Genomic DNA, 24,363 nt, shown 5'->3' on the forward strand with positions numbered 1-24,363 from the left:
ACCGCGCTCGTGTCCTCCCGGGACGGCAGCTGAGCTGATCCCGGAGCAGGCCGGGCGCATCCTGTGAAGGAAACGCCTTGACTGAACTGACCATCCGTCCGATCACCGGGGCCGGCGAGTTGCCCCTGTTCAACAGCCTGCCGTACGTTCTGAACGACGAGATCGACGCCGACCTGGCCGCCGGGCGGCGGCGACTGCCCTGGCTGTGGGTCGCGCTGCGCGGTGACCGCGTGGTCGCCCGGGCTGCCTGGTGGGCGCTGCCCGGCGACGGGAGACCGCAGCTGATGGACATCTTCGACATCGCTGAGGACGTCGAGGACGGCGTCCGGCTGCTCGCGGCCGCGCTACCCGTGATGGCCCCGGACGGGGCGGCCCCGCCGGAGTCCGTCCGGTTCGTCCCGCCGGACTGGCGGGACAACCCGCGGACCCGGCAGGTGGTGGACAACCACATGGCCGCGCTGGAGAGGACCGGGGCGAAACTGTTCGTGGAGCGGCTACGGATGAACTGGCTGCCCGGCACGCCGATCCCCGAGCCCACCGGCCGGCTGACGTTTCGCCCGGTCTTCGGCGCAAACAAACCGGCCGGAGCGAACAAACCGGCCGGAGCGAACAAACCAACCCGAGCGAACAAACCGGCCGGCGCGAACAAACCGGCCGGCGCGGACGAGCTGATCGACCTGATGACGCTCGCGCTGGAGGGCTCGCTCGACGCGCACAGCCGCGACGAGCTCACCCGGATGACCGCTCGCGAGTCCGCCGTGGCGCAGTACCACGACGAGCTGGAGCGGTACACCAGCCCGCACGACTGGTGGCAGATCGCCACGCTGCCGGACGGCGAGCCGGTCGGTTTCGTGATTCCGGCGCGGAACAGCTACAACCCGATCATCGCGTACCTCGGGGTGGTGCCGGCGCATCGCGGCAAGGGGTACATCGACGAGATCCTCGCCGCCGGGACCCGGCTGCTGGCCGGGCAGGACGTGCCCAGGATCCGGGCCGCCACCGACGTCGGCAACGTGCCGATGGCGAAGGCGTTCGCCCGCGCCGGTTACGTCACCTTCGAGCGCCAGATCGACATGGTCTGGCAGTGATCAACCAGTAACCCCGATCCGGGGAGGACGGCTCTCGTACGGGGTGGAGAGCACGACCGTGGTCCGCGTCGTCACGTTCGCGGCGGTCCGGATGTCCTGGAGCAGGCGTTCCAGGTCGGCCGGGCTCTTCACTCGCACGAGCAGCATGTAGAAGTCCTCGCCGGCCACCGAGTAACACGACTCGATCTCGGCGAGGTGGGCGAGGCGTTCCGGCGCGTCGTCCGGCTGGGACGGGTCGAACGGCCGGATCGCCACGAACGCTGTCAAGGGCAGGCCGAGCGCCTCGTACGAGACGCGCGCGGTGTATCCCGCGAGCACGCCGCGCTGTTCGAGGCGCCGGACCCGCTGGTGCACGGCGGAGACGCTCAGGCCCACCCGTTCGGCCAGGTCGGTGTACGACAGCCGGCCGTCCACGGTGAGCGCCGACACGATCGCCTGGTCGATCTCTTCCACGCGGACAACCCTACGGGAGCGTCCTCGGTGAGCAATCTTCAACCTGGCAGCGGGCCTGAAGCCGCCGGGCCGTTGTTCGGCGCCGGCGAGCGAGGCCCTCGCCACGGTGAAAAGGCTCATTGAAGAAGCGCGCGGGCGATCACCATCCGCTGGATCTGGTTGGTGCCCTCCACGATCTGCAGAACCTTGGCCTCGCGGAACCAGCGCTCGACCGGGTGGTCGCTGACGTATCCGGCCCCGCCGAGGACCTGGACGGCGTCGGTGGTGACCCGCATGGCGACGTCGGTGGCGAACAGTTTCGCTTTCGCCGCCTCGATCGAGAACGGCCGGCCGGCGTCCTTGAGGCGGGCCGCGTTGAGCAGCAGCGCGCGGGCCGCCGAGATCTGGGTGCCCATGTCGGCGAGCATGAACCCGAGTCCCTGGAATCTGCCGATCGGCTGGCCGAACTGTTCGCGCTCCCGTGCGTACCCAAGGGCATGATCGAGTGCCGCCTGAGCGAGCCCGACCGCGCAGGCCGCGATGCCGAGACGCCCGGCGTCGAGGGCTTTCATGGCGATGGCGAAGCCTTCGCCCTCCGCGCCGACCAGGCGGTCGCGCGGGACCCGGGCCTGTTCCAGGACGATCTGCGCGGGGGCTGAGGAACGCAGGCCCATCAGGCGTTCCCGCTGCTGCGGGAGCAGGCCGGGGGTGCCGGCGTCGGCGAGCAGGCAGGAGATGCCCTTCGGGCCGGGGCCGCCGGTGCGGCAGAAGATGTTGTAGAAGTCGGCCTGGCCGCCGTGCGTGATCCAGGCCTTGGTGCCGTCGACCACCCAGGTGTCGCCGTCGGCGACCGCCCGGGTGGTGAGGCCGGCCGCGTCGGAACCACCCTGCGGCTCGGAGAGGGCGAACGCGCCGAGCAGCTCGCCGCCGAGCATGTCAGGCAGCATCTTGCGCTGCTCCGGGGTGCCGAAATAGGCGGTGGGCAGGCAGGACAGGGTGTGCACGCTGACTGCCTCGGCGATGCCCAGCCAGGTGGTCGCCAGGATCTCCAGGACCTGGACGTAGACCTCGTAGGGCTGGCCGGCGCCGCCCATCTCCTCCGGGTACGGCAGGCCGAGCAGCCCGGAGCGGCCCAGAACGCGCAGGACCTCGCGGGGGAACTCGCCGCGCGCCTCGAAGTCGTCGACCTTGCCGGCGAGCTCGCGGGTGGCGAGTTCCCCGGTCAGGTCCAGGAGGTCGTGCGCTTCAGGGGTGGGAAGCATGCGATCGACGGTCATGCGTCACAGCTTAACGAACGTTCAGTGCGCGGAGGGCGCCACCAAGCCGGTCTCGTACGCCAGCACCACGGCCTGTGCCCGGTCCCGCAACTCCAGCTTCGCAAAGATGCGGGCCACGTGGGTCTTGACGGTCGCTTCGCTCAGGGTCAGCTCGGCGGCCAGCTCGGTGTTGGACAAGCCCCGGCCGAGCAGCGTCAGCACCTCCCGCTCGCGGGGTGTGAGCGCGGTGAGGTCGCGGTGCACGGCGGGCGGGTCGTCGGACTGGGCGAACCGCTGCACCAGCCGCCGGGTGATCGACGGGGCGAGCAGGGCGTCCCCGGTGCCGACCAGGCGGACCGCGGCCGCGAGGTGCTCGGCCGTGACGTCCTTGAGCAGGAAGCCGCTGGCGCCGATCGCGAGGGCCGTGTAGACGTACTTGTCCAGGTCGAACGTGGTCAGCATGAGGACGCGGCAGGCCGGGTTGCGGGCCAGGATGCGCCGGGTCGCCTCCAGGCCGTCCAGGACGGGCATCCGGATGTCCATCAGCACCACGTCGGGGCGCAGGCGGCGCTCGGCCTCGACCGCCGCCAGACCGTCGGAGGCCTCGCCGGCCACCTCGATGCCGCGGGCGGTGAGGATCATCCGGAAGCCGGTGCGGATCAGCTCCTGGTCGTCGACGATCAGAACCCGCGGCTCACTCATGCGGGATCCTCGCCCGCACCCGGTAACCGCCGCCGAGCCGGCGGCGAGCGTCCAGATCGCCGCCGTAGACGGCGACCCGCTCGCGCAGCCCGAGCAGACCACGACCTGCGCCTCCGGGAGAGAACGGTGGTGCTGATCCGGTCAGCACGCTCGGGCCGGTGGTCAGCACCTCGACCCGCAGGGCACGTCCGGCGTACCTGATGGTGACCTCGGCCTTGCCGCCGCTGCCGTGCTTGAGCGCGTTGGTGAGCGCCTCCTGCACGATGCGGTAGGCGGTCGCGCCGATCCCGGACGGCAGCGGCCGCGCCTCGCCGGAGACGCGCACCTCGACCGGCATGCCGGCGAAGGCGATCCGGTCGACGAGGGACCCGAGCGCGTCGAGGCCCGGCTGCGGCGCGAGGCCGCCGGCGTCCGGATCGAGCAGGTCGAGCAGGTGGCGCAGCTCGGCCATGGTGTCCCGGCCGGCTGTCTCCACCGCTTCCAGGGCGGCGAGGGCCTCGTCGGGCATGGTCCGCAGCACCTCGCGGGCGGCCGACGTCTGCACGATCATGACGCTGACGTTGTGGCTCACGATGTCGTGCAGCTCGCCGGCGATCCGGGTGCGCTCCGCGTCGACGGCGGCACGGGTGGCGCTCTCCCGCTCGCGCTCCAGCAGCCAGCCCCGCTCCCCCACCGCCTTGTCGTGCCGCTGCCGGGCCCGGCGCAGGGCCAGCGTGAACGGCGCCGCGACCAGCACGGCCACCACGAGCCCCACGGCCATCAGCGTCCCCATGCTCCCCATGCGACACACCCTGTCAGATCGACGCCGGTGGGTCATCCACCCGGGAGCTGACGCTCCCTACATCTCGGGGATGACGCCGCCGGGTGGTTGCATACAGAGGTGGATGCCTATTCCGTACGCCTCTCCGTAGCGTTCCGCCCATGACAACCGACACCCCCGTCGTACGCCTGACCGGCGTCCGCAAGGAGTACGGCGACACCGTGGCGCTCGACGGCGTCACCCTCGACATCCGCGCCGGTGAGGCGGTGGCCGTGATGGGCCCGTCCGGTTGCGGCAAATCCACCCTGCTCAACATGATCGCCGGGCTGGACAAGCCGAGCGCCGGCGAGATCACCGTGCACGGCGAGCGCCTGGACACGATGAACGAGACGAAGCTGTCGCTGTTCCGCCGCCACCACCTCGGGATGATCTTCCAGTTCTTCAACCTGCTCGACGACCTGTCGGCGCTGGACAACGTGGCCCTGGCCGCGCAGCTCACCGGCAGCTCGGCGAGCACCGCCCGGCGCCGCGCGCTGGAACTCTTCGACGAGCTCGGCATCGCGACCCGCCGCAACGTGTACCCGGCCGCGCTCAGCGGCGGCGAGCGCCAGCGTGTCGCGGTGGCCCGCGCCCTGATGAACCGGCCGGCGCTGCTGCTCGCCGACGAGCCGACCGGCGCGCTGGACAGCAAGGCCGGCGAGCAGGTGATGGACCTGCTGCTCGACCTGAACCAGATCGGCCAGACGCTGCTGATCGTCACGCACGACGAGCGCCTCGCCCATCGGTGCGCCAGCCGGCTCGTCGAGTTCGCCGATGGTCAGGTCGCCCGCGAATCAGTCCTGGACCGGGTATGAGCGCCGTCTGGAAGGCCTCCCGCGCCGCTGTTCGCCGGCGCCGGGTACAGACCTTTGTGATCTTCCTGGTGGTGCTGGTCTGCTCGGCCACCGCCCTGGTCTCGGTGGCGCTGCTGGACGCGGCCCGGTCGCCGTTCCAGCGGGCGTTCGAGGGCCAGCGCGGCGCCCACTCGGTCGTCACGTTCGATCCGGCGAAGGTCACCGACGCGCAGCTCACCGCGGCGGCCACCGGTGCCGAGGCGTCGGCCGGGCCGTTCGGCCAGGTGATCGTCGAGCCGCAGAACGACGTCGGCCCGGTGTTCAGCCAGCCGCTGACCGTCGTCGGGCGCGCTGATCCGGCCGGCGCGGTGGACCGGGTCGACCTGTGGCACGGGCGCTGGCCGTCCGCTCCCGGTGAGATCGTGCTCAACGAGCCGCCGCAGCCGGACGAGGACCTGTCCATCGGCCCGCTCGCCGGCGTCACCGAGCTGACCACGAACGGGACCACGCTGACGATCGTCGGCTTCGCGTTCACGGTCAGCGGCTCGGCGGACGGCTGGGTGACACCGGCGCAGATGGCCGCGCTGCACCCGACCGGAACACAGATGCTCTACCGGTTCGCCGGCGACGTCGCCACTCGCGAAGCCCTGGCGGCTCGCGTCTCCGGGGTGACCACGGGGCTCCCCGCAGGCGCGCTGCTCGCCGCCCAGCCGTACCTGGTCACGAAGGAGGAGGCGGCCGCCGGACCCGGCGTCTACCTGCCGTTCCTCGGTACGTTCGGCATCCTCGGCCTGCTGGTCGCGGTGATCATCGTAGGTAATGTGGTGAGCGGCGCCGTGGTCTCCGGATTCCGGCACATCGGCGTACTCAAGGCGCTCGGTTTCACCCCGCGGCAGGTGGTCGCCGTCTACCTGACCATGGTGTCGGTCCCGGCCGTCGCCGGCGCCATTCTGGGTACGGGACTCGGCTGGGTGGCAGTCCGTCCGATGCTGACCGATACGTTCCGGGGGCTCGGCTTCGGTCAGGAGGCGGAGGTCCAGCCGTGGGTCATCACGGTCGTGCTTCTCGGCGTACCCTCGCTGGTCTTGATCGCGGCGTTGCTTCCCGCGCTGCGTGCCCACCGGCTGTCCGCGGCGCAGGCGATCAGCGCCGGGAGCGCGCCGCGGCGTGGACGCGGGCTGCGCGTGCAACGCGCCCTGAGTGGATCACGACTGCCGCGAGCCATCAGTCTCGGACTCGGCCTGCCGTTCGCCAGGCCGGCGAGGACCGCCTTGACCATGGCGTCGCTGCTGCTCGGCGTGGTGACGGTGACGTTCGCGATGGGGCTGTCGGATTCGGTCATCCGGATCAGCGAGGTCGGCGAGATCGCCGCCGGGGACATCGGCGTGCGGCCGATGCGCGGGGACGACCAGCCCGCCACCCAGCGCTCGGACACCGAGATCGAGCAGATGCTGCGGGCGCTGCCCGGCACCGCCCGGGTCGGCGTCGGCGTGGCCCGCGACCTGTCCGTCGCCGGCCAGAGCGAACCCCTCATGATCAATTTCGTACGCGGCGACACGGCTGCCATGGGGTACCAGGAACAGCTCTACGAGGGCCACTGGATGACCGCTCCTGATCAGTTGGTGGTGCCGACGCAGCTGCTCAACGAACGCGGCCTGACGATCGGCGAGAAGGTCACCGTCGCCCTCGAAGGCGCCTGGACCACGTTCACCGTCGTCGGCGAGACGGTCCGCGGGCTGCCCGGCCCGGAGGGCGCGTTCGCCACCTGGCGCGACTTCCCCGGCACCGGCCCGAACGCGTTCTTCTACCAGGTGCAGACCGTCGAGGGCACCGACCTGGGCGCGTTCACCGCGTCGATCCGCGCCGCCGACCCCGGCCTGGACGCCTGGGACAACACCGGCGGCGACTCGTTCTCCACCGTGGTCGCCGGGTTCGCCACCGTGCTCGCCCTGCTGCTCGCCATGGTGGCCGCTCTCGGCGTCCTCAACACGGTCGCGCTCAACGTCACCGAACGCCGCCGTGACCTGGGCATGCTCAAGTCTCTCGGTATGACCCCGCGGCAGGTGGTGACCATGGTGGTGACCTCGATGGCGGCGCTCGGTGTGATCGGCGGGCTGCTCGGCATCCCGCTCGGCCTGGCCGCGCACCGGTTCGTCGTGCCGCTCTCCGCGGACGCTGCCAGGATCCGGCTGCCGGAGTACGTCATGCAGGTGTGGGACCCGGCCACCCTGGCCCTGCTGGCGTTCAGCGGCGTGGTGATCGCGGTGGCCGGCGCGCTGATTCCGGCACGCGCGGCGGCGAGGCTGACGATCGCCCGGGTGCTGCACAACGAATAGGGTGTTCGGCGTGAGTCAACCTCTGCTGGCCGTCGACGCCCCGAGCCTGTACTTCCGGGCCTTCCACGGCATTCCCGAGAAGGCGGCGCAGACCGCGGCCGGCGAGCCGGTCAACGCGATCCGGGGCTTCCTCGACATGCTCGCCCAGCTGATCCGGACCCGGCGTCCGGATCGGCTGGTCTGCGCGCTGGACGCGGACTGGCGCCCGGCCTGGCGGGTCGAGCTGGTGCCGAGCTACAAGCAGCACCGGGTCGCGCACGGCGACGTCGAGGAGGTGCCGTCGTCGCTGGAGAAGCAGGTCCCGGTGCTGCTCGAGGTCCTCGCCGCGATCGGCATCCCGGCGTTCGGGGTGCCCGGTTACGAGGCCGACGACGTGCTCGGCACCCTCGCCGCGACCCAGCCGGCCCCGGTCGAGGTGGTCTCCGGCGACCGCGACCTGTTCCAGCTCGTCGACGACGCCCGCGGCACCCGGCTGCTCTACTGCGGCCGGGGCGTCGCCAAGCTGGAGGATGCCGACGAGGCCCTGGTGATGGCGAAGTACGGCGTCGAGGCCCGGTGGTACGCGGACTTCGCGGCGATGCGCGGCGACGCCTCCGACGGCCTGCCCGGCGTGGCCGGCGTCGGCGAGAAGACCGCGGCCCGCCTGATCGAGCGGTACGGCGGCGTCGAGCAGATCCTGGCGGCCCTGGACGACCCGGACGCCGGTTTCGCCCCCGGTGTCCGGACCAAGCTGGACGTCTCCCGCGACTACCTGGCGAGGGCGCTGCCGGTCTGCAAGGTCGTCCTGGACGTGCCGCTGCCGTCGTTCGACGCGCGCCTGCCGTCGTCGCCACTCGACGAGAAATCCCTGCTCACCCTCGCCGACCGGTGGAATCTGGCCGGGTCCGCGCGACGCCTGGTGGACGCCCTGGCTCTCTGAATTCCTCAGGTCGAGGGCCTTTCCCTCCGATACGCGTGTCGGCAACCCCGCCGCCTGACGATCGGAGTGCGCTGTGCAGACGCGAGTTGTTCGCGCGTGCTTCGCGGCCTGGGTCGTGGTGCTCACCGGGCTCTACTACGTGTTCCCGGACGCGCACCTCTACACCTGGGCGGCGCTCGGATATTCGTGCGCCGTCATGGTGCTGGCCGGTGTCCGGCTGCACCGGCCCGTCCGCCGGCTGCCCTGGTACCTGATCAGCGCGGCGCTGGCGTTCTTCACCACCGGCGACACCTGGTACAACCTGGTCCTCGCGATGGGCCGGCAGCCGGGCTTCCCCGGCCTGGCCGACCTGTTCTACCTGCTGGTCTACCCGCTGCTCACGGGCGGCCTGCTGATCTTCGTACGGGCCCGGTCGGGCGGCGGTGACAAGGCCGCGCTGCTCGACGCGCTGGTGCCGACCGTCGGCCTCGGCCTGCTCGCCTGGGTGTACTGGATCGCGCCGTTCACCCGCTCGGCCGAGCTGTCCGAGCTGGAGAAGATCGTCTCGATCGGGTACCCGCTCGGCGACGTCCTGGTGCTCGCCATGATCCTGCGGATGCTGACCGGCTCCGGCCGGAAGCCCCGCGCGGTCGGCGTCATCGGCGTCGCCATGGTCGGCCTGCTGATCTCCGACATCTTCTACGGCCAGTCCCAGCTCAACAGCGCCTGGGAACTCGGCGGGCCGGTCGACTTCGGCTGGATCGTCTTCTACTCCTCGATGGCGTTCGCGGCCCTGCACCCCTCGATGGGGATGCTCACCCAGCCGGCCGCGCGTACCGCCGAGACCGGCATGGGCCGCAACCGGCTGTTCTGGCTCAGCGCCGCCGCGCTGATCGCCCCCGGCGTGCTCGCCCTGGAGTACGCGCAGGGCAAGGAGGTCGAGATCACCCGCGGCGGTGTCGTCGACGCGCCCGTCATCGCGGCCGCCGCCGCCCTGATGTTCCTGCTGGTCCTGGCCCGGGTCGGCGACCTGGCCTGGTCGCAGCGGCAGGCCAGCGCCCGGGAACGTGCTCTGCGCGAGGCCGGCACCGCGCTCTTCGCCGCCACCAACGAGCGCGAACTGGCCGCCGGGGTACGCGAGGCCGTCAGCCGGCTGATGCCCGCCGACAAGCCGTACCACCTGCAGCTCGCGCTGCCGCGTCCCGGCGACGCCGATGCCACGCTGCGCTGGATGGCCGCCGCCGATCTGCCGGAACACGTCAGCAGCGGCGGTTTCGCCAACACGCTCTTCTGCCCGCAGCAGCTGCCCGGCGGCCGTTACGGCATCATCGTGCTCGGCGCGCCGGACGCGGTGCTGCACGCCGTCCAGGGCTCGATCGAGACGCTCAGCTCGCAGATCGCGGTGGTCCTGGACCGGATCTCACTCACCGAGGAGGTCACCCGCCGCGACAGCGAGGCCTACTTCCGTACGCTCATCCAGTCCGCCGCCGACGTCATCATGATCCTCGACCAGGACGGCACGATCCGGTACGCCAGCCCGTCCGCCGGCACCCTGTTCGGGTGCGACGACCCCACTGGCGGCGTCTTCGCGACGCTGATCGCTCCGGACGCCCAGGACGCTCTCCGGGTCGCCATCGCGCGGATCGCGCACGGCTCCGGCGACCTCGAGGGCGTCGCGCTCGCCGCGCTCCGCGGCGAGCGGCGGGTGGAGATCGAGTGCGACATGCGCGATCTCCGAGAGGATCCGACGGTACGCGGACTCGTGGTCACCATGCGCGACGTGACCGAGCAGCGCCGGCTCGAGGACGACCTGACCCATCAGGCGTACCACGACTCGCTGACCGGGCTCGCCAACCGGGTGCTGTTCCGCAACCGGCTGGAGCAGGCGTTCGCCCTGGCCGCGCTGAGCGACGCCACCCTCGGCGTGCTCTTCGTCGACCTGGACGACTTCAAGGAGATCAACGACACCCTCGGGCACGCCGTCGGCGACCAGCTGCTGATCACCGTGGCGCAGCGGATCTCCGCGGTCATCGGGGCCGGCGGCACCGCGGCCCGGATGGGCGGCGACGAGTTCGCCGTCATGATCGCGCCGAGCCACAACGCCGACGCCGCCGAGGACGTCGCGGCCCGCCTGGTCGCCGCGCTGGCCGCGCCGATCGAGCTCGCCGACGGCGAGGGCGGCACCCACCTGGTCAACGGCGCCGCCAGCGTCGGTGTCGCCACCAACCTGGACGCGACCAGCGCCACCGAGCTCCTGCGCCACGCCGACCTGGCGCTGTACCTGGCCAAGGGCCTCGGCAAGGGCGGCTGGCAGCGGTACCAGAACGACCTGCACACCGCGATGGTGCAGCGCCTGGAGATGCGTACCCAGCTGATCGAGGCGATCGAGGGTGAGCAGTTCGTGCTCCAGTACCAGCCGATCGTCGAACTCGCCGACCAGCGGATCACCGGTGTCGAGGCGCTGGTGCGCTGGCAGCACCCCGTTCGCGGGCTGCTCGGGCCGTACCACTTCATCGAGGCCGCCGAGGAGAGCGGCGCGATCGTCGGCATCGGGACCTGGGTGATGCGCGAGGCGCTGCGCCAGTTCGCTCAGTGGCGCGCCTCCCAGCCGTCCACCACTCTTCGGTACGTCAGTGTCAACGTGTCGCCACGCCAGTTCCGCAGCCCGGATTTCGCCGACGTGGTCCGCCAGGCCCTCGCCGACGCCGGCGCGCGCCCGGAGTGGCTGCTCCTGGAGATCACCGAGAGCCTGGTGCTGCGGGACGCGGAGAAGGTGCTCGCCGACCTCAAGGCGCTGCGCGCCCTCGGGGTCCGGGTCGCGATCGACGACTTCGGTACGGGGTACTCGTCGCTCAGTTACTTGCGGCAGATGCCGGTAGACGTGCTTAAGCTGGACAAGTCGTTCATTGACGACATTCTGCACAGCCGGCAGCAGCACGCCCTCGTCGACGCCATCGTCACCCTCGCCGGCAACCTCGACCTGTCCGTGGTCGCCGAGGGCATCGAGGAGCCCGGCCAGCACACCGCCCTCGACACCATGGGCTGCCAGTACGGCCAGGGGTACCTGTTCGCCAAGCCGCAGTGGCCGGCCGACATCCCCGCCATGGCCGCAGCATCGGCCAGCCTCGCCGCGCTCGCGGCCCCGAGGTGAGGCGTTGCCCATTTGTCTGCCGGATCGTTGACAGAACCGGCAGATTAAGTGTGCATCCCGCGCGGGTGGAAGCCTGGATATCCACTGGCGCGGTGACGCGGTAAGGGGCAGGGTCGCAACTGTGCTGAACAATCCCGTGTGGGCCGCCCTCTCCGGGCCGCAGGCCTGTTTCGCCGAGGCCGCCGGTGACGCCGCCCGCTACTCTCCCGAGATCGCGCCGTTCGGCGCGCTGCGTGACCCCGCCGACCCGGCAGGGTGGCGCGACCTGTCCACCATCGCCGACACCGTGGTGCTCACCGGCCCGTCCATCAACCCGCTCGCCGGCTGGGAGACCACCGAGGTCCTAGCCGGCGTCCAGATGGTCGGCCAGAGCATGACCGGCGTCGACGACCCGGACGCGGTCGTCCTCACCGAGTCCGACGTCCCCGAGATGCTGGACCTGGTCGCCCGCGCCCAGCCCGGCCCGTTCCGCAAACGAACCATCGACCTGGGCCGTTACCTGGGCATCCGCGGCCCGGACGGCCGCCTGATCGCGATGGCCGGCGAGCGTTTCCGGCTCCCGGGGTGGACCGAGGTGAGCGCGGTCTGCACCGACCCGGAGTTCCGCGGCCAGGGCCTGGGCGCCCGCCTGACCCTCGCGGTCGCCGCCGGCATCCTGGCCCGCGGCGAGCTCCCGTTCCTGCACACGGTCCACGACAACGAGAACGCGATCCGCCTCTACGGACGGCTCGGCTTCGAACACAGCGGCGACGTGGTGTTCTCCACATTCCGCAACACCGCGACGCCCTGACCCGCCGCCTCCGGCCCCACCGGGCCGGAGGCAGCAGCCCGCCAATCCCACCAACCCGCTCACGCGGCAGCCCGCCAGCCCGCTCACGCGGCAGCCCCCAGCGCGCCAGCCCTCCAATCCCGGCAGCCCGCGCGGCAGCGCGGCAATCCCGGCAGCCCGCCCGCGCGGCAGTGCGCCAGTCCCGGCAGCCCGCACACGCGGCAGTGCGCCAGTCCCGGCAGCCCGCACACGCGGCAGCGCGGCAGCGCGGCAGCCCACCAATCCCGGCAGCCCACCAATCCCGGCCAGCCCGCCCGCGCGGCAGCCCGCCAATCCCGGCGGCGCGAGGGCACGGTGGCGTGGCAGCGCGGAGCAGGCCAACAGTCGGCAGCGGCTGGGTTACCACTGCGACGCGGCCACCCATTTCACACGCTTTGACGTTATGCGTGCGCTTTGCCGAGGTAGTCAGGCGGCGACACAGAACTCGTTGCCCTCCGGGTCGATCATCACAATGTGATGACCGTCGAAGGTCGCCCGCACCCGCCCGCCCGCCGCGACGAGCTGCTCGGATTTCGCCACGATCCGTTCCCACTGGTCGGCGGACTTGCCCACGCGAACGTCGATGTGCAGCCGATTCTTGGCGACTTTGGCCTCCGGCACATCCAGGAAGCAGAGCCGAGGCCCGACACCCGCTGGATCCTGCAGCCAGGCACCACCGCCCTCGTCCTCCTCAGGCTCCCCGAACGAGGCCACCCAATCCTCCCGTGTCGCGAACGGCGCCGGCGGCGGCTCGTCCTCGTAACCGAGAGCCAGCTTCCAGAACTCAGCCAGCGCCTCAGCGTCGACCGTGTCGAACGTCAGATCCACCCGTAACGCCATGCCCGCATCCTCCCACTCCCCTACGACATCCCGCCGCCCCAGCACCGCGCACGTTTGACCCCGGACGCGGAAGCCGACGCCCCGAACGCGAAAGTCGACGCCCCGAACGCGGCCCGCGGCGCCCCGGACGCGGCCCGCGACGCTCGGGAGTTGATCCGCGACCTGTTGGCGGTCGGCGTCACTCGCACGCGTTCCCTCGCGCCCCATGCCAGGCCGGGCCGGCCGATGCTGCTGGCTGCCGCTCGGCGCAGGGCACCAGCGCACACGTCCGCCGACTTCACGTGGACGAGGACACACACAGCGGTTACGTGTGACTCCATCCACCCAAGGCGGGGTCACCGTGTGCCCGGAACGAGGTGACCGCGCTCCCGAGGCGAGGTGCCCGTGCTCCCTGGGCGAGGTGCCCGTGCTCCCTGGGCGAGGTGACCGCGCTCCCGGGGCGGGGTCACCGTGCGCCCAGGGCCAGGCCACGCGGCAGGCCTGCTGCGAGCGGGCGGCTTGTGCTCACGGTCGTTGGAACAGGCCCAGCACGACCACAAGCACAAGCCGGACATGAGCATCGACGCCGGCTTGCGCTCGCGGTCGCCATACGTGACAGCCGGCAGCCGTGCGCGACAGCCGCCGAGAACTGGCTGTCCCTGGCGGACGCCGGCTGTCGCTCACGGTCGCCACGCCGTACAGCCGGCAGCCGTGCGTGACAGCCGGGCGCCGCGAGCGACAGCCCGCCGCCGTAAGCGACAGCCCGCCGCCGTAAGCGACAGCCGGGCGCCGTGAGCGACAGCCGTTCAGGGTCGGCTGTCGCTCAGGGCTGCCGGCTGTCACGCACGGCGACCGTGGCGTTCAGCCGGCTGACGCTGACGCCCCGGGACGCGGGCGGCAGACCCGGGCGGGCGGACGCGGGCGGGCGGACGCGGGCGGGCGGACGCGGGCGGGCGGACGCGGGCGGGCGGACGCGGGCGGGCGGACGCGGGCGGGCGGACGCGGGCGGGCGGACGCGGGCGGGCGGACGCGGGCGGGCGGACGCGGGCGGGCGGACGCGGGCGGGCGGACGCGGGCGGGCGGACGCGGGCGGGCGGACGCGGGCGGGCGGACGCGGGTGGTTGCCGGTGAGGGCTTCGGAGGGCTTGGGTGGTGGCTGGGGTGAGGGTGACGCCGCGCCGGGGTGGCGGCGGGGCGCGCCGGGGTGTGGGCGTCAGGGGCGGACGGGGCGGGGGCACGGTGATGCGGTTGGGAGGCCGTCGGGCGTACCCAGGAATTAGATCTGGCCGTGGTTGGGTGGGGGGACGTCGGAGAGGTCATATGCGGCTATGTGGGCGTATTTGTAGTCGATGGGGTCGTGGATGCTGTGGGTTCGGGCGTTGCGCCAGTGGCGGTCCAGGTCCCATGTGGCGGCTGCGGAGCTGGTGCCGCAGAGGGTGAAGAGTTCGGAGCCCGCCTCGACGGCGATCTCGCTGGCGAAGGCTTTGGCGGCGGCTACGGTGAGTGATCCCCGGGCTGCTTCGGCGGGGGAGGCCGGGCCCAGGCCGATCTCCTCGAGGGTTGCTGCCGCCGAGGCGAGCAGGGCCTCGGCGGCGCGCACCCGGCTGGCGAGGCGGCCATATCGGTGGCGGACGTGCGGATCGGCGGTGGCACTGTCGTGACCTGCGCGGATGGCCTCGCTGGAGGGGCGGGCGGTGGAGCGCAGGTACGCCCGGGCGTCGCGCAAAGCAGCGCCGGCGATGCCTGCCTCGATGGCGGTGTGCACCAGCTGGGCGCGGGCGCCGAGCTGTTGCGGGACTTCGTAGGCGGAGGCGTAGTCGATGACCGATGACACCGGAACGTCACGGAAAGTAGCGGTTCCGCTGATGGTGGCGCGCTGGCCGATCACGTCCCAGTCGGTGCCGACCGTGACGCCCGGAGCTGAGCGGGGGACGAAGGCCAGGACCAGGCGACCGGTTTCGTTCAGGGCGCTGACCGCGATCCAGGCGCTGGTCAGGGCGCCGGTGGTGTAGTACTTGACGCCGTTCAGAACGCCGTCGGTGATCCGCGTCCGTAGGTCTTGCGCATGCTTGCCGCCGCGTTCGGCGAGGCCGTTGCCGATGCGCTTGCCGGCCAGGACGTCGGCGAAGAGCGCCTTGCGCACCGGCGGCGAGCCGTGCACGGCCAGGATGTCGATCATCAGGAAGTGGCCCTGCGGCACCTGCGCGATCGCCGGGTCGGCGGCGGCCAGGATGCGGGTGACCTCGGCGAGGGTACGCGGGCCGAGGCCGGGACCCCCGTCGGCCGCCGGGATCGTGATGCCGAGCAGGCCCGAGGAGTCGACGGCGGACAGGGCGTCGTGCGGGATCACCGTGGCGCCGTCGCGGTCGCGCTGGATCGCGCCGGGTTCGAGTTCAGCGGCGAGCCGGTGGGCAGTGGTGACCGCCTGATCGTGGGTGAGCATCCCGCGATCCTAAGGTGCAGCTCCGCAACCGAGGGGTTTCTCAAGTCGGTGATGACCGGAACCGATCAGCGGAAGGTCAGAACCGGCGGAGGGGGAACCTTGCACACCTGGACCAACCGTGTGCCGGAGCCACGCCTGCCGTCCGGCTCCTATCTCGCGCTGGGACTGCTCTATGTCGCCGCGATGTTCGGGCTGGCCGGATCGGCGGCCGCGACCGACGTGAACGAATGGGTGGCCGAGGCCGCCCGGTTCAGCTTCGGTGTGTTCGGCCTGATCGCGGCGGTACGCGCGGCCCGGCTCCCGCACCTCGCGCCGCGTCTGCGCCAGGCGTGGGGTGCGGTCGCCGGCTGCTTCGCCATCCTGGTGATCAGCGTGCCGGTGCTGCTGCTCGCCGACCCGGACGGTTCGTCGACCGCCAACGACGTCATCCACATGATGTTCGTGGTGGCGCTGCTGATCGCGCTGCAGCGGTTCCCGCTCGCCCCGATGAACCGCCGGGACGGCTGGAAGACCGCCCTCGACGCGATGACCGTGCTGGTCGGCGGCTCGATGGTGCTCTGGTACACCGCTGTCGACCCGCTGCTGCAGAGCCACCGGCTCACCATGGACGTCGCGGTGAGCGCCGTGATCTACCCGATCGGTGACCTGGCGCTGCTGTTCAGCGTCTCCCGGGCGCTGCTGCGCGGCGCCAACGAGTCCGCGCGCCGCCCGTTGCAGCTGCTCACCGCCGGCACGCTGGTGCTGTTCCTGGGCGACGCGCTGAACGGCTACCTGGACGCGCACGGGCTCTACCTGCAGTCGTCCTGGCAGTTCTACCTGTGGATCACCACGGACGCGCTGCTCGCCGCGGCCGCCGTGGAGCAGAGCCGGTCGCGGGTCTCGAACGGTTTCGTGTTCAGCCCGGTCCGGATCGGCCGGTTCCTGCCCTTTCTCGCGGTCGTGGTCGCGCACGCCCTGATGCTCGACGCCGCCGTGAAGTCCGGAACGTTCTCCCCGTGGGGCGGGCTCGCCCTCGGTGGCGCCGCGATCAGCGCGCTCGTGCTGTTCCGGCAGACCCTCGTGCAGCGGGAGTCCGACGAGCAGGCGCTCACCGACGGGCTGACCGGGCTCGCCAACCGCAGCCGGTTCCGGGCCACGTCCTACAAGGGTCTCGCCCGGGGTGCACGCTCCGGCCTGCACTCGGCGATCCTGGTGATCGACATGAACAGCTTCAAGGAGATCAACGACACGCTCGGGCACAAGTCCGGCGACCTCGTTCTCATCGAGTTCGCCGAGGTGCTGCGCCGCAGCGTGCCCTCGCCGGGCCTGCCGGCCCGTCTCGGCGGTGACGAATTCGCCGTCGTCCTCTCCGACCTCACGTCACCCCAGCAGGCGTACGACGTAGCGGGGCGGATCGCCGCCGCGCTGGGCCCCGTCGCCGTGCACGGCCGGCTGATCAACCTGGCCGCGAGCGTCGGTGTCGCGGTGTCCGCCCCGGGCGAGCTGAACCACGACGAGCTGGTGCACCGCGCCGACCTGGCGATGTACAAGGCCAAGGGCCTCGGCCCGTCGACCCGGTGGGCGGTCTGGCAGGAATCGCTGGAAATCGCCGCCTAAAAATCTGTTGTCATCGATGTGGTGTCGCATCTACTGGAATGGATCGGTGGTCCCCCGCCGCCGATCCTCATCCCCAGGGAAGGACCCACCATGCAACGAAGGCGTCTCCTCGTCTTAGCCGGCGGTATAGCCGTCCCGGCCCTGCTCGTCGGCATCTCGATGATCCCCGCATCGGCTGCCGACGCTCCGGCCGCGAACGGCGTGCCCGCCCTCGCCGAGGCCGGCCGGCAGATGGAGGACCTCGACCGCGGCCTGATCAGTGTCCGCTCCGGATCCGCCAACCTGGTTTCCTGGCGGCTGCTCGGCACCGAGGCCTCCACCACCGGCTTCAACGTCTACCGGGCCGGCACCAAGATCACCGCCACGCCGATCACCAACTCGACGAACTACCTGGATTCCGGGGCGGCAGCCGGCGTCTCCTACACGGTCCGTGCCGTGGTCGACGGCGTCGAGCAGGCGGCGTCAGGCACCTCGCTCTCCTTCGGCAGCGGCTATCTCGACGTGCCGCTGTCGGTGCCGGCCGCCGGTTCCGGTTTCACCTATTCCGCCAACGACGCCTCGGTCGGTGACCTCGACGGCGACGGCGATTACGAGATCGTCCTCAAGTGGGACCCGTCCAACTCCAAGGACAACTCCCAATCCGGTGTCACCGGCAACGTCCTCGTCGACGCGTACACCCTGCAGGGCCAGCGGCTGTGGCGCATCGACCTGGGCCGCAACATCCGGGCCGGCGCCCACTACACCCAGTTCCAGGTCTACGACTACGACGGCGACGGCAAGGCCGAGGTCGCCATGAAGACGGCCGACGCCACTGTCGACGGCACCGGCACGGTGATCGGCTCGTCCACCGCCGACCACCGCAACTCCTCCGGGTACATCCTGTCCGGCCCGGAGTACCTGACCATGTTCAGCGGCCAGACCGGCGCGGCGCTGTCGACGGTCAACTACACCCCGGCCCGCGGAACGGTCTCGTCGTGGGGCGACTCCTACGGCAACCGGGTCGACCGTTTCCTGGCCGGAACCGCGTACCTGGACGGCGTCCGCCCCTCGCTGATCATGGCCCGTGGTTACTACACCCGGGCTGTCGTCGCCGCCTGGGACTTCCGCAACGGAACCTTGACCAGCCGCTGGACCTACGACTCGGGTACCAGCAACACCGGCGCCTACGGCCAGGGCAACCACCAGCTGTCCATCGCCGACGCCGATCAGGACGGCAAGGACGAGATCATCTACGGCGCTGCGGCGATCAACGACAACGGCACCCTGATGTGGCGTACCGGCCTCGGCCACGGCGACTCCCTGCACGTCGGCGACCTGATCCCGGCCCGCGCCGGGCTTGAGGTGTACCGCCCGTCGGAGAGCACCACCCAGCCGACCGACGCGATGCTGGATGCCAGGACAGGCGCGATCATCTGGTCGCACGCCTCCTGCGGCTGCGACAACGGCCGCGCGGTGGCCGGCGACGTCCATGCCGGAAGCGCCGGAGCCGAGGCCTGGTCGTCATCGGTGGACGGCCTCTCCAACACGGCCGGGCAGAACGTAGGCCGCAAACCCTCCTCCACCAACTTCCTGGCCTGGTGGGACGCCGACCCGGTCCGCGAGCTGGTGGACGCCACCCGGGTGGACAAATACGGCACCAGCGGCGACACCCGTCTGCTCACCGCGTCAGGCGTGGCGTCCAACAACACCACGAAGCAGACCCCGGCACTCTCCGGCGACATCCTGGGCGACTGGCGCGAGGAGATCGTCTGGCGCCTGTCCGACTCGTCGGCGCTGCGCATCTACAGCACCCCGGCGCCCACGGACCGCCGCATCCACACGCTGATGCACGACGCGCAGTACCGCACCGCGATCGCCTGGCAGAACACCGCCTACAACCAGCCGCCGCACCCGAGCTTCTTCCTCGGCAACGGCATGACCACCCCGCCCCAGCCCACCATCTACGTTCGCTGACGGCGGTTGCGCTTCTTTTCTTTGATACGCGTAACCGCCCTCAACAAACGCATCAACGGCGTATTCGAGAGTCCACCGCGACCCCCTGCCCACTCCCGGCCGCTGCGCGACCATCGCGACCGGTGCACGGTCACCCTCCCCAGCGGCCGTGGTGTTCAGCCAGCCCCGCCCGGCTGAACACCACGGCCGCCATACGTGACAGCCAGCAGCCGCACGCGACAGCCAGCCCCGCCCGGCTGAACACCACGGCCGCCCTGCGTGACAGCCGGCAGTCGCACGTGACAGCCGACCGCCGTAAGCGACAGCCGACCGCCGTGAGCGACAGCCGGTTGGCCGGGGGCCGGCTGTCGCTCAGCACTGTGAAAACGGTCCCGTGACAGCGCTGAGAGCCAGCCGGCAGGGTGAGGCAGGGTGCATGTGACGACACCGTGTGCCCGGGTCTACGCCCGGGCAGCGGTTCGCGGGCGCAGCCCCTCCGTGACGTCGTATCCAGTGGCTCGGCGCGGGGCCGGGACCAGGCGGGCCTGCGAATCGCCGGCTGGCGGCGGGTGTCAGGCGTGGTGGGCGGCTGCCAGGAATGTCGGGAAGTCGTTGCCGTGGGCGGCCGCCGCTGTCCAGATCGCCTCTATCGCCGCGGCGAGGGGGTCGTCCTCGGTCAGGGCCAGCAGGGCGGGGAACGCCACCGCCTGGTGCAGCATCCGGGAGGACGCGCCGCGGACGTCGAGGATCGTCTGGGGCACCTCCGGGTCCTCCAGGAGCCGCCGGAAGGCTTCGCCGTGGTCGGTGAAGGCGGCGGGCAACGGATCTCCGGACTCCACCGCCTCCAGGGCTGCGGCTATCCAGCCGACACGGTCCAGGCCGGCGGTCTGCATGGCTCGGCGGGCGGCCCAGCAGGCTACCTCGCGCTGGCGCTCCGGCGGCAGTCGTTCCAGGTGGTCCAGCAGCGGGCGGTCCAGTGTGGCCAGGGCTTTCGCGCGTGCTCGTACACCGCGCAGCCGCTCGGTCGGCGGGGTACCACCCCAGGCCGCCATCTCCCGTTCGGCGCGCTCGCGCTGCTTCTTCGCGGCCCGCCGGGTGGCTTCGGCCGCTTTGGCACGCATCGGTTGTTCCCAGGCGACCGGGACGCCGGTGGGCAGGTCGATCAGGTAGTCCCAGATCAGGCCGAGCAGCACGGCCTGATGACCGGGTACGCCCTCGTGCCGCACGGTCAGCGTCCCGTCCTCCTCGACGACCGCCCGGACCGTGCTCGGCGCCGCGTCCGGCAGTGCTGCCGCGGGCGACGGGGAGATGGGCCGGTCGGCGAGCGCCCATGTGAACGTCCACCTGTCGTCGCCGGCCGCACGCAACTGGATCTCCAGGTCGCCGGCGAAGATCGTCGGTGGCGGCGACCAGCGCCCGCCCGGCGCCACCGCGCGGCACCGCACGACCGCCACCCGCGACGAGCCCGGATCGGCCGGGCCGGTGTCCAGGAGGCGGGACATGGCCCAGGTGGCGGCGTGGGCGGGTTTCGGGGACCAGGTGCTCCGGGTGCCGTCGCCGACGATCGTTCGCAGGGCGGTCTCCTCGGACGCCGGCCAGACGTGCAGCTCGTGCTGCTCGGCCGGGTCGGCGTCGGTACGGAGTCCGTCGTGGATACGGTTGCGGGCGTATACGCGTACCCTCGCCAGTCCGGGCACCGCAAGGGGCACGTCGGTGTGATCGTCGGACATCAGGCCGTTCACGGTCAGTGACCCCGTGGGGCACCAGAGCGTGGTCTCCGAGGCCGCGTCCCAGTCGTCGCCGGAGAGCAGCGGCGGCTCGGACGGGAAGGCCTCGATGCGCATCTGCACGGTTCCGGTGTGCAGGCCGGTGAACGCGGTGCACTCGTCCGGGCCGCCGACGTGCAGCAATTCGTCGCCGGCCGTGTAGATCTCCAGGCCGTCGCCGCCCTCGCCGGTGAAGATCTGGTACTGGCAGTAACTGACGAACCGCGGCTCGAACCCGCTCATCGGCCCAGCCACCCGTCGATCTCGGCGATGGCCTGCTCCGTCTCGGTGAAACGCACTGCCCGTAGCCCGAACTCCCGCGCCTGCCGGACCAGTTCCGGGGAGTCGTCGACGAACACGATCTCGCCCGGTTCGGCGCCCATCCGCCGGCAGGTGAGTGCCCAGAGCGCCGGGTCCGGCTTGCTCATGCCTGCCTCGTGCGAGTAGATCAAATCGTCCACCAGGTCACCGAACCCGTATCGCTGCTGCTCGCGTTCCCGGGCGCCGACGAAGCTGTTGCTGAGGATTCCGGTCCGGTAGTCCGGCCGTAAGGTTCGGGCGTACCCGATCAGCCGGGTGTTGGCGACGCCCAGGTACTGCCGCCAGATCTCGTCCATCACGTCGGTGACCTGCCCGGCTGACAGGCCCAGCCGGTCGCGCAGGGCGGTGTGCACGTCGGTCTCGGTGATCCGGCCGAGCTCGCCGTCGGCCCAGACGTCCGCCATGGTCGCGTCGCCGACGCCGGCCGGGAGGGCCACCCGTGGTCCGGGCGGGACCACCGACAGCACCCCACCGACATCGAAGACGACCGCGCGAATCGACATGGGTCGACACTTTACGACGCGACGACGGCAAGCGGATTGCGGATGCCCCGGCCGGCGCCGTCATGCGGGACCGCGACCTCGCCGGTGACGCCGGCCCGCTCGGTGATCTCCCATCCGCCGACCGTGGTCAGTTCGGCGGCGATCGTGGCGGCGATCGTGGCCGCGGTGCGGTGTTCGGCGAAGCCGAGTTCGAAGTGGGCGATTTCGGGGTGGGCGAGTTCGGGGTGGGTGTGCAGGTCGCGGTAGACGTCCTCCCCGTGCGGGAGGTGCACGGCCAGGTCGTCGTCCCGAGACGGCATCGATCACTCCTCGACGCGTAGTGGTTCGCCGCATTCGCTGACAGCGACGCCTTCGGCCTCCGAGTACACGGCGGCCGAGCAGGTCACCCGCTCGATGATCTGGGTGCCGAAATTGTCCTGCCGGGAGTCGGTGGTGACGTCGATCCGGCCGTCGGCGCGGGTGGCGTAGGTGACCGGGATCGGGTCGCCCTCGGTGGTCGGGGACGTCACCTTCAGGGTGGCCACCCGTTTCGCCGTGAACGCGTCGAGCAGGCAGGTCACCGCGTCCCCGGGAACCTCCTCGCCCTGGTGGAGGTCGAAGGAGCCGCAGTCACCGGCAGCGGCGGAGAAGGAGGAGGCGGAGAAGGAGGAGGCGGAGAAGGAGGAGGCGGAGAAGGAGGAGGCGGAGAAGGAGGAGGCGGAGAAGGAGGAGGCGGAGAAGGAGGAGGCGCCGGGTGGATACGGCGCGGCGGCGGGGGCGTCGTCACCGCACGCGGCCAGGCAGGCCACGGCGAGCAGCAGCGGGATCCGTCTCATGCCCGCTTCGACGTGGTGAGCGTGCCGGGCGTTCCGTCACCGGTGCCCCGGACGACGAAGCCTGCGCGTTCCCACGGGCGGTCGGCGCGCAGGAACGGGATCTCCTCGGCCATCCACTCGTCCCACTCCCGTTTCGCGGTGCCCGGGTCGAGCCCGTCCCGATCGACATCGCGAAGAATGCCCCGCCGCTCGGCCTCGGCGAAATCGGACTGCACCCAGATCGCGGCGTCGAGCAGCGGCAGCAGCTCGCGGCGGGACGCGCCGACGCCTTCGACGAAGACGGCGGAGCAGCCGGCCGGCACCTCGATGAACCCCTCGCGGCCGCGCTGCTCCCAGGCCGGTGGCCGGAACCGCACCCCGAGACCGGCGTGCAGCGGGTCCAGCACGCCGGAGATCATCAACGGTGCCCAGCCGAACCGGGAATGCCACCAGGCCACGTCGTCGGTGTGCACGACCGCCGAGCCCGGCGTCAGCTCGCGCAGCCGGCCCGCGAGGGTCGATTTGCCGCTGCCGCTCCGGCCATCCACGGCGATCAGGCGCGGGCGCCCGGCCGGTGACCCCGCCGCGGCCTGCACCGACGCCGCGAAATCGATCGGCGTCAGCTCCTGCCAGGGCCCTGCGAGTGGTTCGTCCGGGCCAAGTTTCACCCTTGGACCGTACCAACGCTCAGGTTTTCGCGAAGGGTGCCGATGCACCCACCCGGAGAGAGACGCGGAGAGGGACCCGAGATGCACAACGTGGATGAGCGCTGGTTCGGTGTCGGGCGCAGCCTTCTGGAGGACCCCGCCGAGGCCGGCGCGCAGGCGTGCCGGGAGGCGATCGCCGGGCGGCAACCCACGCTGCTGCTCGTCTTCGCCGCGCTGCGGCACTCGACCCAGGCCATGGCCGAGGCGGTGCACGCGGCGGCCGGCGGCGACGTGCTGATGATCGGCTGTTCCACGGCGGGCGAGTTCACCAGCGACGGCCGTGGCAGCGGCGTCGTCGTGACCGCTCTGGGCGGTCCCGGTTTCACCGCTTCGGTACGCGCGATCGAGCACGACAGCATGGACCTCTACGAAGCCGGGGTGACCGCCGCCTCCAGCCTCGACGACATCGACGCCGAGCACCGGGTGGTGCTGCTGCTCGGTGACGGGCGCAGCGGCGACCAGCAGGAGATGGTCCGTGGCGCCTATTCGGTGGCCGGTGCCGGGGTGCCGCTGGTCGGGGGGTGCGCGGCCGACGACCTGACACAGACCGGCACGGTCAGCTTCGTCAGCGACGGCGCGACGGTACGCGTGCTCCCGAACGCTGTCCTCGGCGCCGCCCTGGGCTCCCCGTCCCCGCTCGGGGTCGGCCTGGCACACGGCTGGCACAAGATCGGTGAGCCGATGGTGGTTACCCGTAGCGAGGGCGGCAAGATCTACGAGCTGGACGGGGAGCCGGCGCTCGACACCTACCTGCGGCGTACCGGCGCCGCGCCCGGCCTCGGCGACGACCCGGCGGCGTTCCTCACGTTCGCGGCGGTACGCCCGCTCGGGCTGGCCCGGCGCACCGGCGAGGACATCCGGATCATCTTCGAGGCGGACCCGGCCGAGCGGTCGATCTCCGGGCTGGCCGACACGCCGGAGGGCGCGATGGTCTGGTTCATGGAGGGCGACCGGGAGAACGTCGTCGACGCGGCTGCCGTCGCCACCCGCGAGGCGATCGGCGAACTCGGCCGGGACGCGCTCGGCGTGCTGGTCTTCGACTGCTCGGTACGCCTGATCGCGCTCGGCGGTGACGGCGTCGACCTGGCCGGCGAGCGGGTACGCGACGTGCTCAAGCCGGTTCCGTACAGCGGCTTCTTCTCCAACGGTGAGATCGTCCGCCGTGCCAACGCGAAGGGCATGCACCACCTGTCCGTGGCCGCGCTCGCGGTGAGCTGA

The 24,363-nt window shown here is 71.5% G+C and carries 20 protein-coding genes; 9 read left to right on the forward strand and 11 right to left on the reverse strand.

The annotated features are described in order from the left end of the window. The first annotated feature begins 77 nt into the window (after positions 1-77). A complete protein-coding gene (locus ACQP2E_RS22015; protein ID WP_433824819.1) occupies positions 78-1,088 on the forward strand; it encodes a GNAT family N-acetyltransferase in 1,011 nt (336 codons plus the stop codon). Here ACQP2E_RS22015 and ACQP2E_RS22020 read toward each other — a convergent pair whose 3' ends face one another. The 4 genes from ACQP2E_RS22020 to ACQP2E_RS22035 all read right to left on the reverse strand — a co-directional run bounded on the left by ACQP2E_RS22020 (position 1,089) and on the right by ACQP2E_RS22035 (position 4,250). After that, on the reverse strand, positions 1,089-1,541 hold the full coding sequence (locus ACQP2E_RS22020; RefSeq protein ID WP_433824820.1) for an Lrp/AsnC family transcriptional regulator: 453 nt from the start codon (positions 1,539-1,541) through the stop codon (positions 1,089-1,091). Positions 1,542-1,657: 116 nt separating this feature from the next. After that, entirely contained in the window at positions 1,658-2,797 is a 1,140-nt protein-coding gene (locus ACQP2E_RS22025) for an acyl-CoA dehydrogenase family protein (RefSeq protein ID WP_433824821.1), read from the reverse strand. Positions 2,798-2,818: 21 nt separating this feature from the next. Continuing rightward, a complete protein-coding gene (locus ACQP2E_RS22030; RefSeq protein ID WP_433824822.1) occupies positions 2,819-3,478 on the reverse strand; it encodes a response regulator in 660 nt (219 codons plus the stop codon). Then, positions 3,471-4,250 (reverse strand): sensor histidine kinase, encoded by a 780-nt coding sequence (locus ACQP2E_RS22035; RefSeq protein WP_433833999.1) that lies wholly within the window; start codon positions 4,248-4,250, stop codon positions 3,471-3,473. The genes ACQP2E_RS22030 and ACQP2E_RS22035 overlap by 8 nt, the downstream gene beginning before the upstream one ends. Before the next feature lie 149 nt (positions 4,251-4,399). Between ACQP2E_RS22035 and ACQP2E_RS22040 the strand changes: the two genes are divergently transcribed. The 5 genes from ACQP2E_RS22040 (at position 4,400) to ACQP2E_RS22060 (ending at position 12,246) form a co-directional block, all read left to right on the forward strand. After that, a complete protein-coding gene (locus ACQP2E_RS22040) occupies positions 4,400-5,092 on the forward strand; it encodes an ABC transporter ATP-binding protein (RefSeq protein WP_433824823.1) in 693 nt (230 codons plus the stop codon). After that, complete coding sequence (locus ACQP2E_RS22045) at positions 5,089-7,407, forward strand: ABC transporter permease (RefSeq protein WP_433824824.1); 2,319 nt, start codon at positions 5,089-5,091, stop codon at positions 7,405-7,407. Before ACQP2E_RS22040 ends, ACQP2E_RS22045 begins: the two co-directional genes overlap by 4 nt. A gap of 10 nt (positions 7,408-7,417) precedes the next feature. Continuing rightward, positions 7,418-8,326 carry a 5'-3' exonuclease gene (locus tag ACQP2E_RS22050; RefSeq protein ID WP_433824825.1) on the forward strand — a complete coding sequence of 303 codons (909 nt, stop codon included), beginning with the start codon at positions 7,418-7,420 and terminating at the stop codon, positions 8,324-8,326. A gap of 73 nt (positions 8,327-8,399) precedes the next feature. Then, positions 8,400-11,456 carry a putative bifunctional diguanylate cyclase/phosphodiesterase gene (locus ACQP2E_RS22055; RefSeq protein ID WP_433824826.1) on the forward strand — a complete coding sequence of 1,019 codons (3,057 nt, stop codon included), beginning with the start codon at positions 8,400-8,402 and terminating at the stop codon, positions 11,454-11,456. 121 nt (positions 11,457-11,577) lie between these two features. Further along, on the forward strand, positions 11,578-12,246 hold the full coding sequence (locus ACQP2E_RS22060) for a GNAT family N-acetyltransferase (RefSeq protein WP_433824827.1): 669 nt from the start codon (positions 11,578-11,580) through the stop codon (positions 12,244-12,246). Positions 12,247-12,690: 444 nt separating this feature from the next. Here the strand turns inward: ACQP2E_RS22060 and ACQP2E_RS22065 are convergent, their stop codons facing one another. Together ACQP2E_RS22065 and ACQP2E_RS22070 are read right to left on the reverse strand one after the other, a co-directional pair. Next, a complete protein-coding gene (locus tag ACQP2E_RS22065; RefSeq protein ID WP_433824828.1) occupies positions 12,691-13,104 on the reverse strand; it encodes a VOC family protein in 414 nt (137 codons plus the stop codon). A gap of 1,255 nt (positions 13,105-14,359) precedes the next feature. Next, complete coding sequence (locus ACQP2E_RS22070; RefSeq protein WP_433824829.1) at positions 14,360-15,526, reverse strand: acyl-CoA dehydrogenase family protein; 1,167 nt, start codon at positions 15,524-15,526, stop codon at positions 14,360-14,362. Positions 15,527-15,625: 99 nt separating this feature from the next. On the opposite strand from ACQP2E_RS22070, the gene ACQP2E_RS22075 reads away from it, so the two are divergent. Further along, the gene (locus ACQP2E_RS22075) at positions 15,626-17,122 is read left to right on the forward strand and encodes a diguanylate cyclase domain-containing protein (RefSeq protein WP_433824830.1); all 1,497 of its coding nucleotides are present in this window, start codon (positions 15,626-15,628) and stop codon (positions 17,120-17,122) included. Between the two features lie 90 nt (positions 17,123-17,212). Next, positions 17,213-19,075, forward strand: a complete 1,863-nt coding sequence (locus ACQP2E_RS22080; protein WP_433824831.1) for a rhamnogalacturonan lyase — start codon at positions 17,213-17,215, stop codon at positions 19,073-19,075. 551 nt (positions 19,076-19,626) lie between these two features. Here ACQP2E_RS22080 and ACQP2E_RS22085 read toward each other — a convergent pair. From ACQP2E_RS22085 to ACQP2E_RS22105, 5 genes are read right to left on the reverse strand one after another with little or no spacing between them, the layout of a single operon-like run. Then, positions 19,627-21,063, reverse strand: a complete 1,437-nt coding sequence (locus ACQP2E_RS22085; protein ID WP_433824832.1) for a hypothetical protein — start codon at positions 21,061-21,063, stop codon at positions 19,627-19,629. Further along, entirely contained in the window at positions 21,060-21,644 is a 585-nt protein-coding gene (locus ACQP2E_RS22090; RefSeq protein WP_433824833.1) for an HAD family hydrolase, read from the reverse strand. The genes ACQP2E_RS22085 and ACQP2E_RS22090 overlap by 4 nt, the downstream gene beginning before the upstream one ends. A gap of 11 nt (positions 21,645-21,655) precedes the next feature. After that, positions 21,656-21,943 (reverse strand): hypothetical protein, encoded by a 288-nt coding sequence (locus tag ACQP2E_RS22095; RefSeq protein WP_433824834.1) that lies wholly within the window; start codon positions 21,941-21,943, stop codon positions 21,656-21,658. 3 nt (positions 21,944-21,946) lie between these two features. Then, positions 21,947-22,459, reverse strand: coding sequence for a DUF4362 domain-containing protein (locus ACQP2E_RS22100; RefSeq protein WP_433824835.1), 513 nt, complete (start codon positions 22,457-22,459; stop codon positions 21,947-21,949). Continuing rightward, positions 22,456-23,106 (reverse strand): uridine kinase family protein, encoded by a 651-nt coding sequence (locus ACQP2E_RS22105; RefSeq protein WP_433824836.1) that lies wholly within the window; start codon positions 23,104-23,106, stop codon positions 22,456-22,458. The genes ACQP2E_RS22100 and ACQP2E_RS22105 overlap by 4 nt, the downstream gene beginning before the upstream one ends. Before the next feature lie 81 nt (positions 23,107-23,187). Here ACQP2E_RS22105 and ACQP2E_RS22110 point away from each other — a divergent pair, with 81 nt between their 5' ends. Beyond that, positions 23,188-24,363: an FIST signal transduction protein gene (locus ACQP2E_RS22110; protein WP_433824837.1), complete on the forward strand. Its 1,176-nt coding sequence runs from the start codon at positions 23,188-23,190 to the stop codon at positions 24,361-24,363.

The sequence above is a fragment of the Actinoplanes sp. CA-015351 genome (assembly GCF_050955685.1).
Taxonomy (GTDB): Bacteria; Actinomycetota; Actinomycetes; order Mycobacteriales; family Micromonosporaceae; genus Actinoplanes.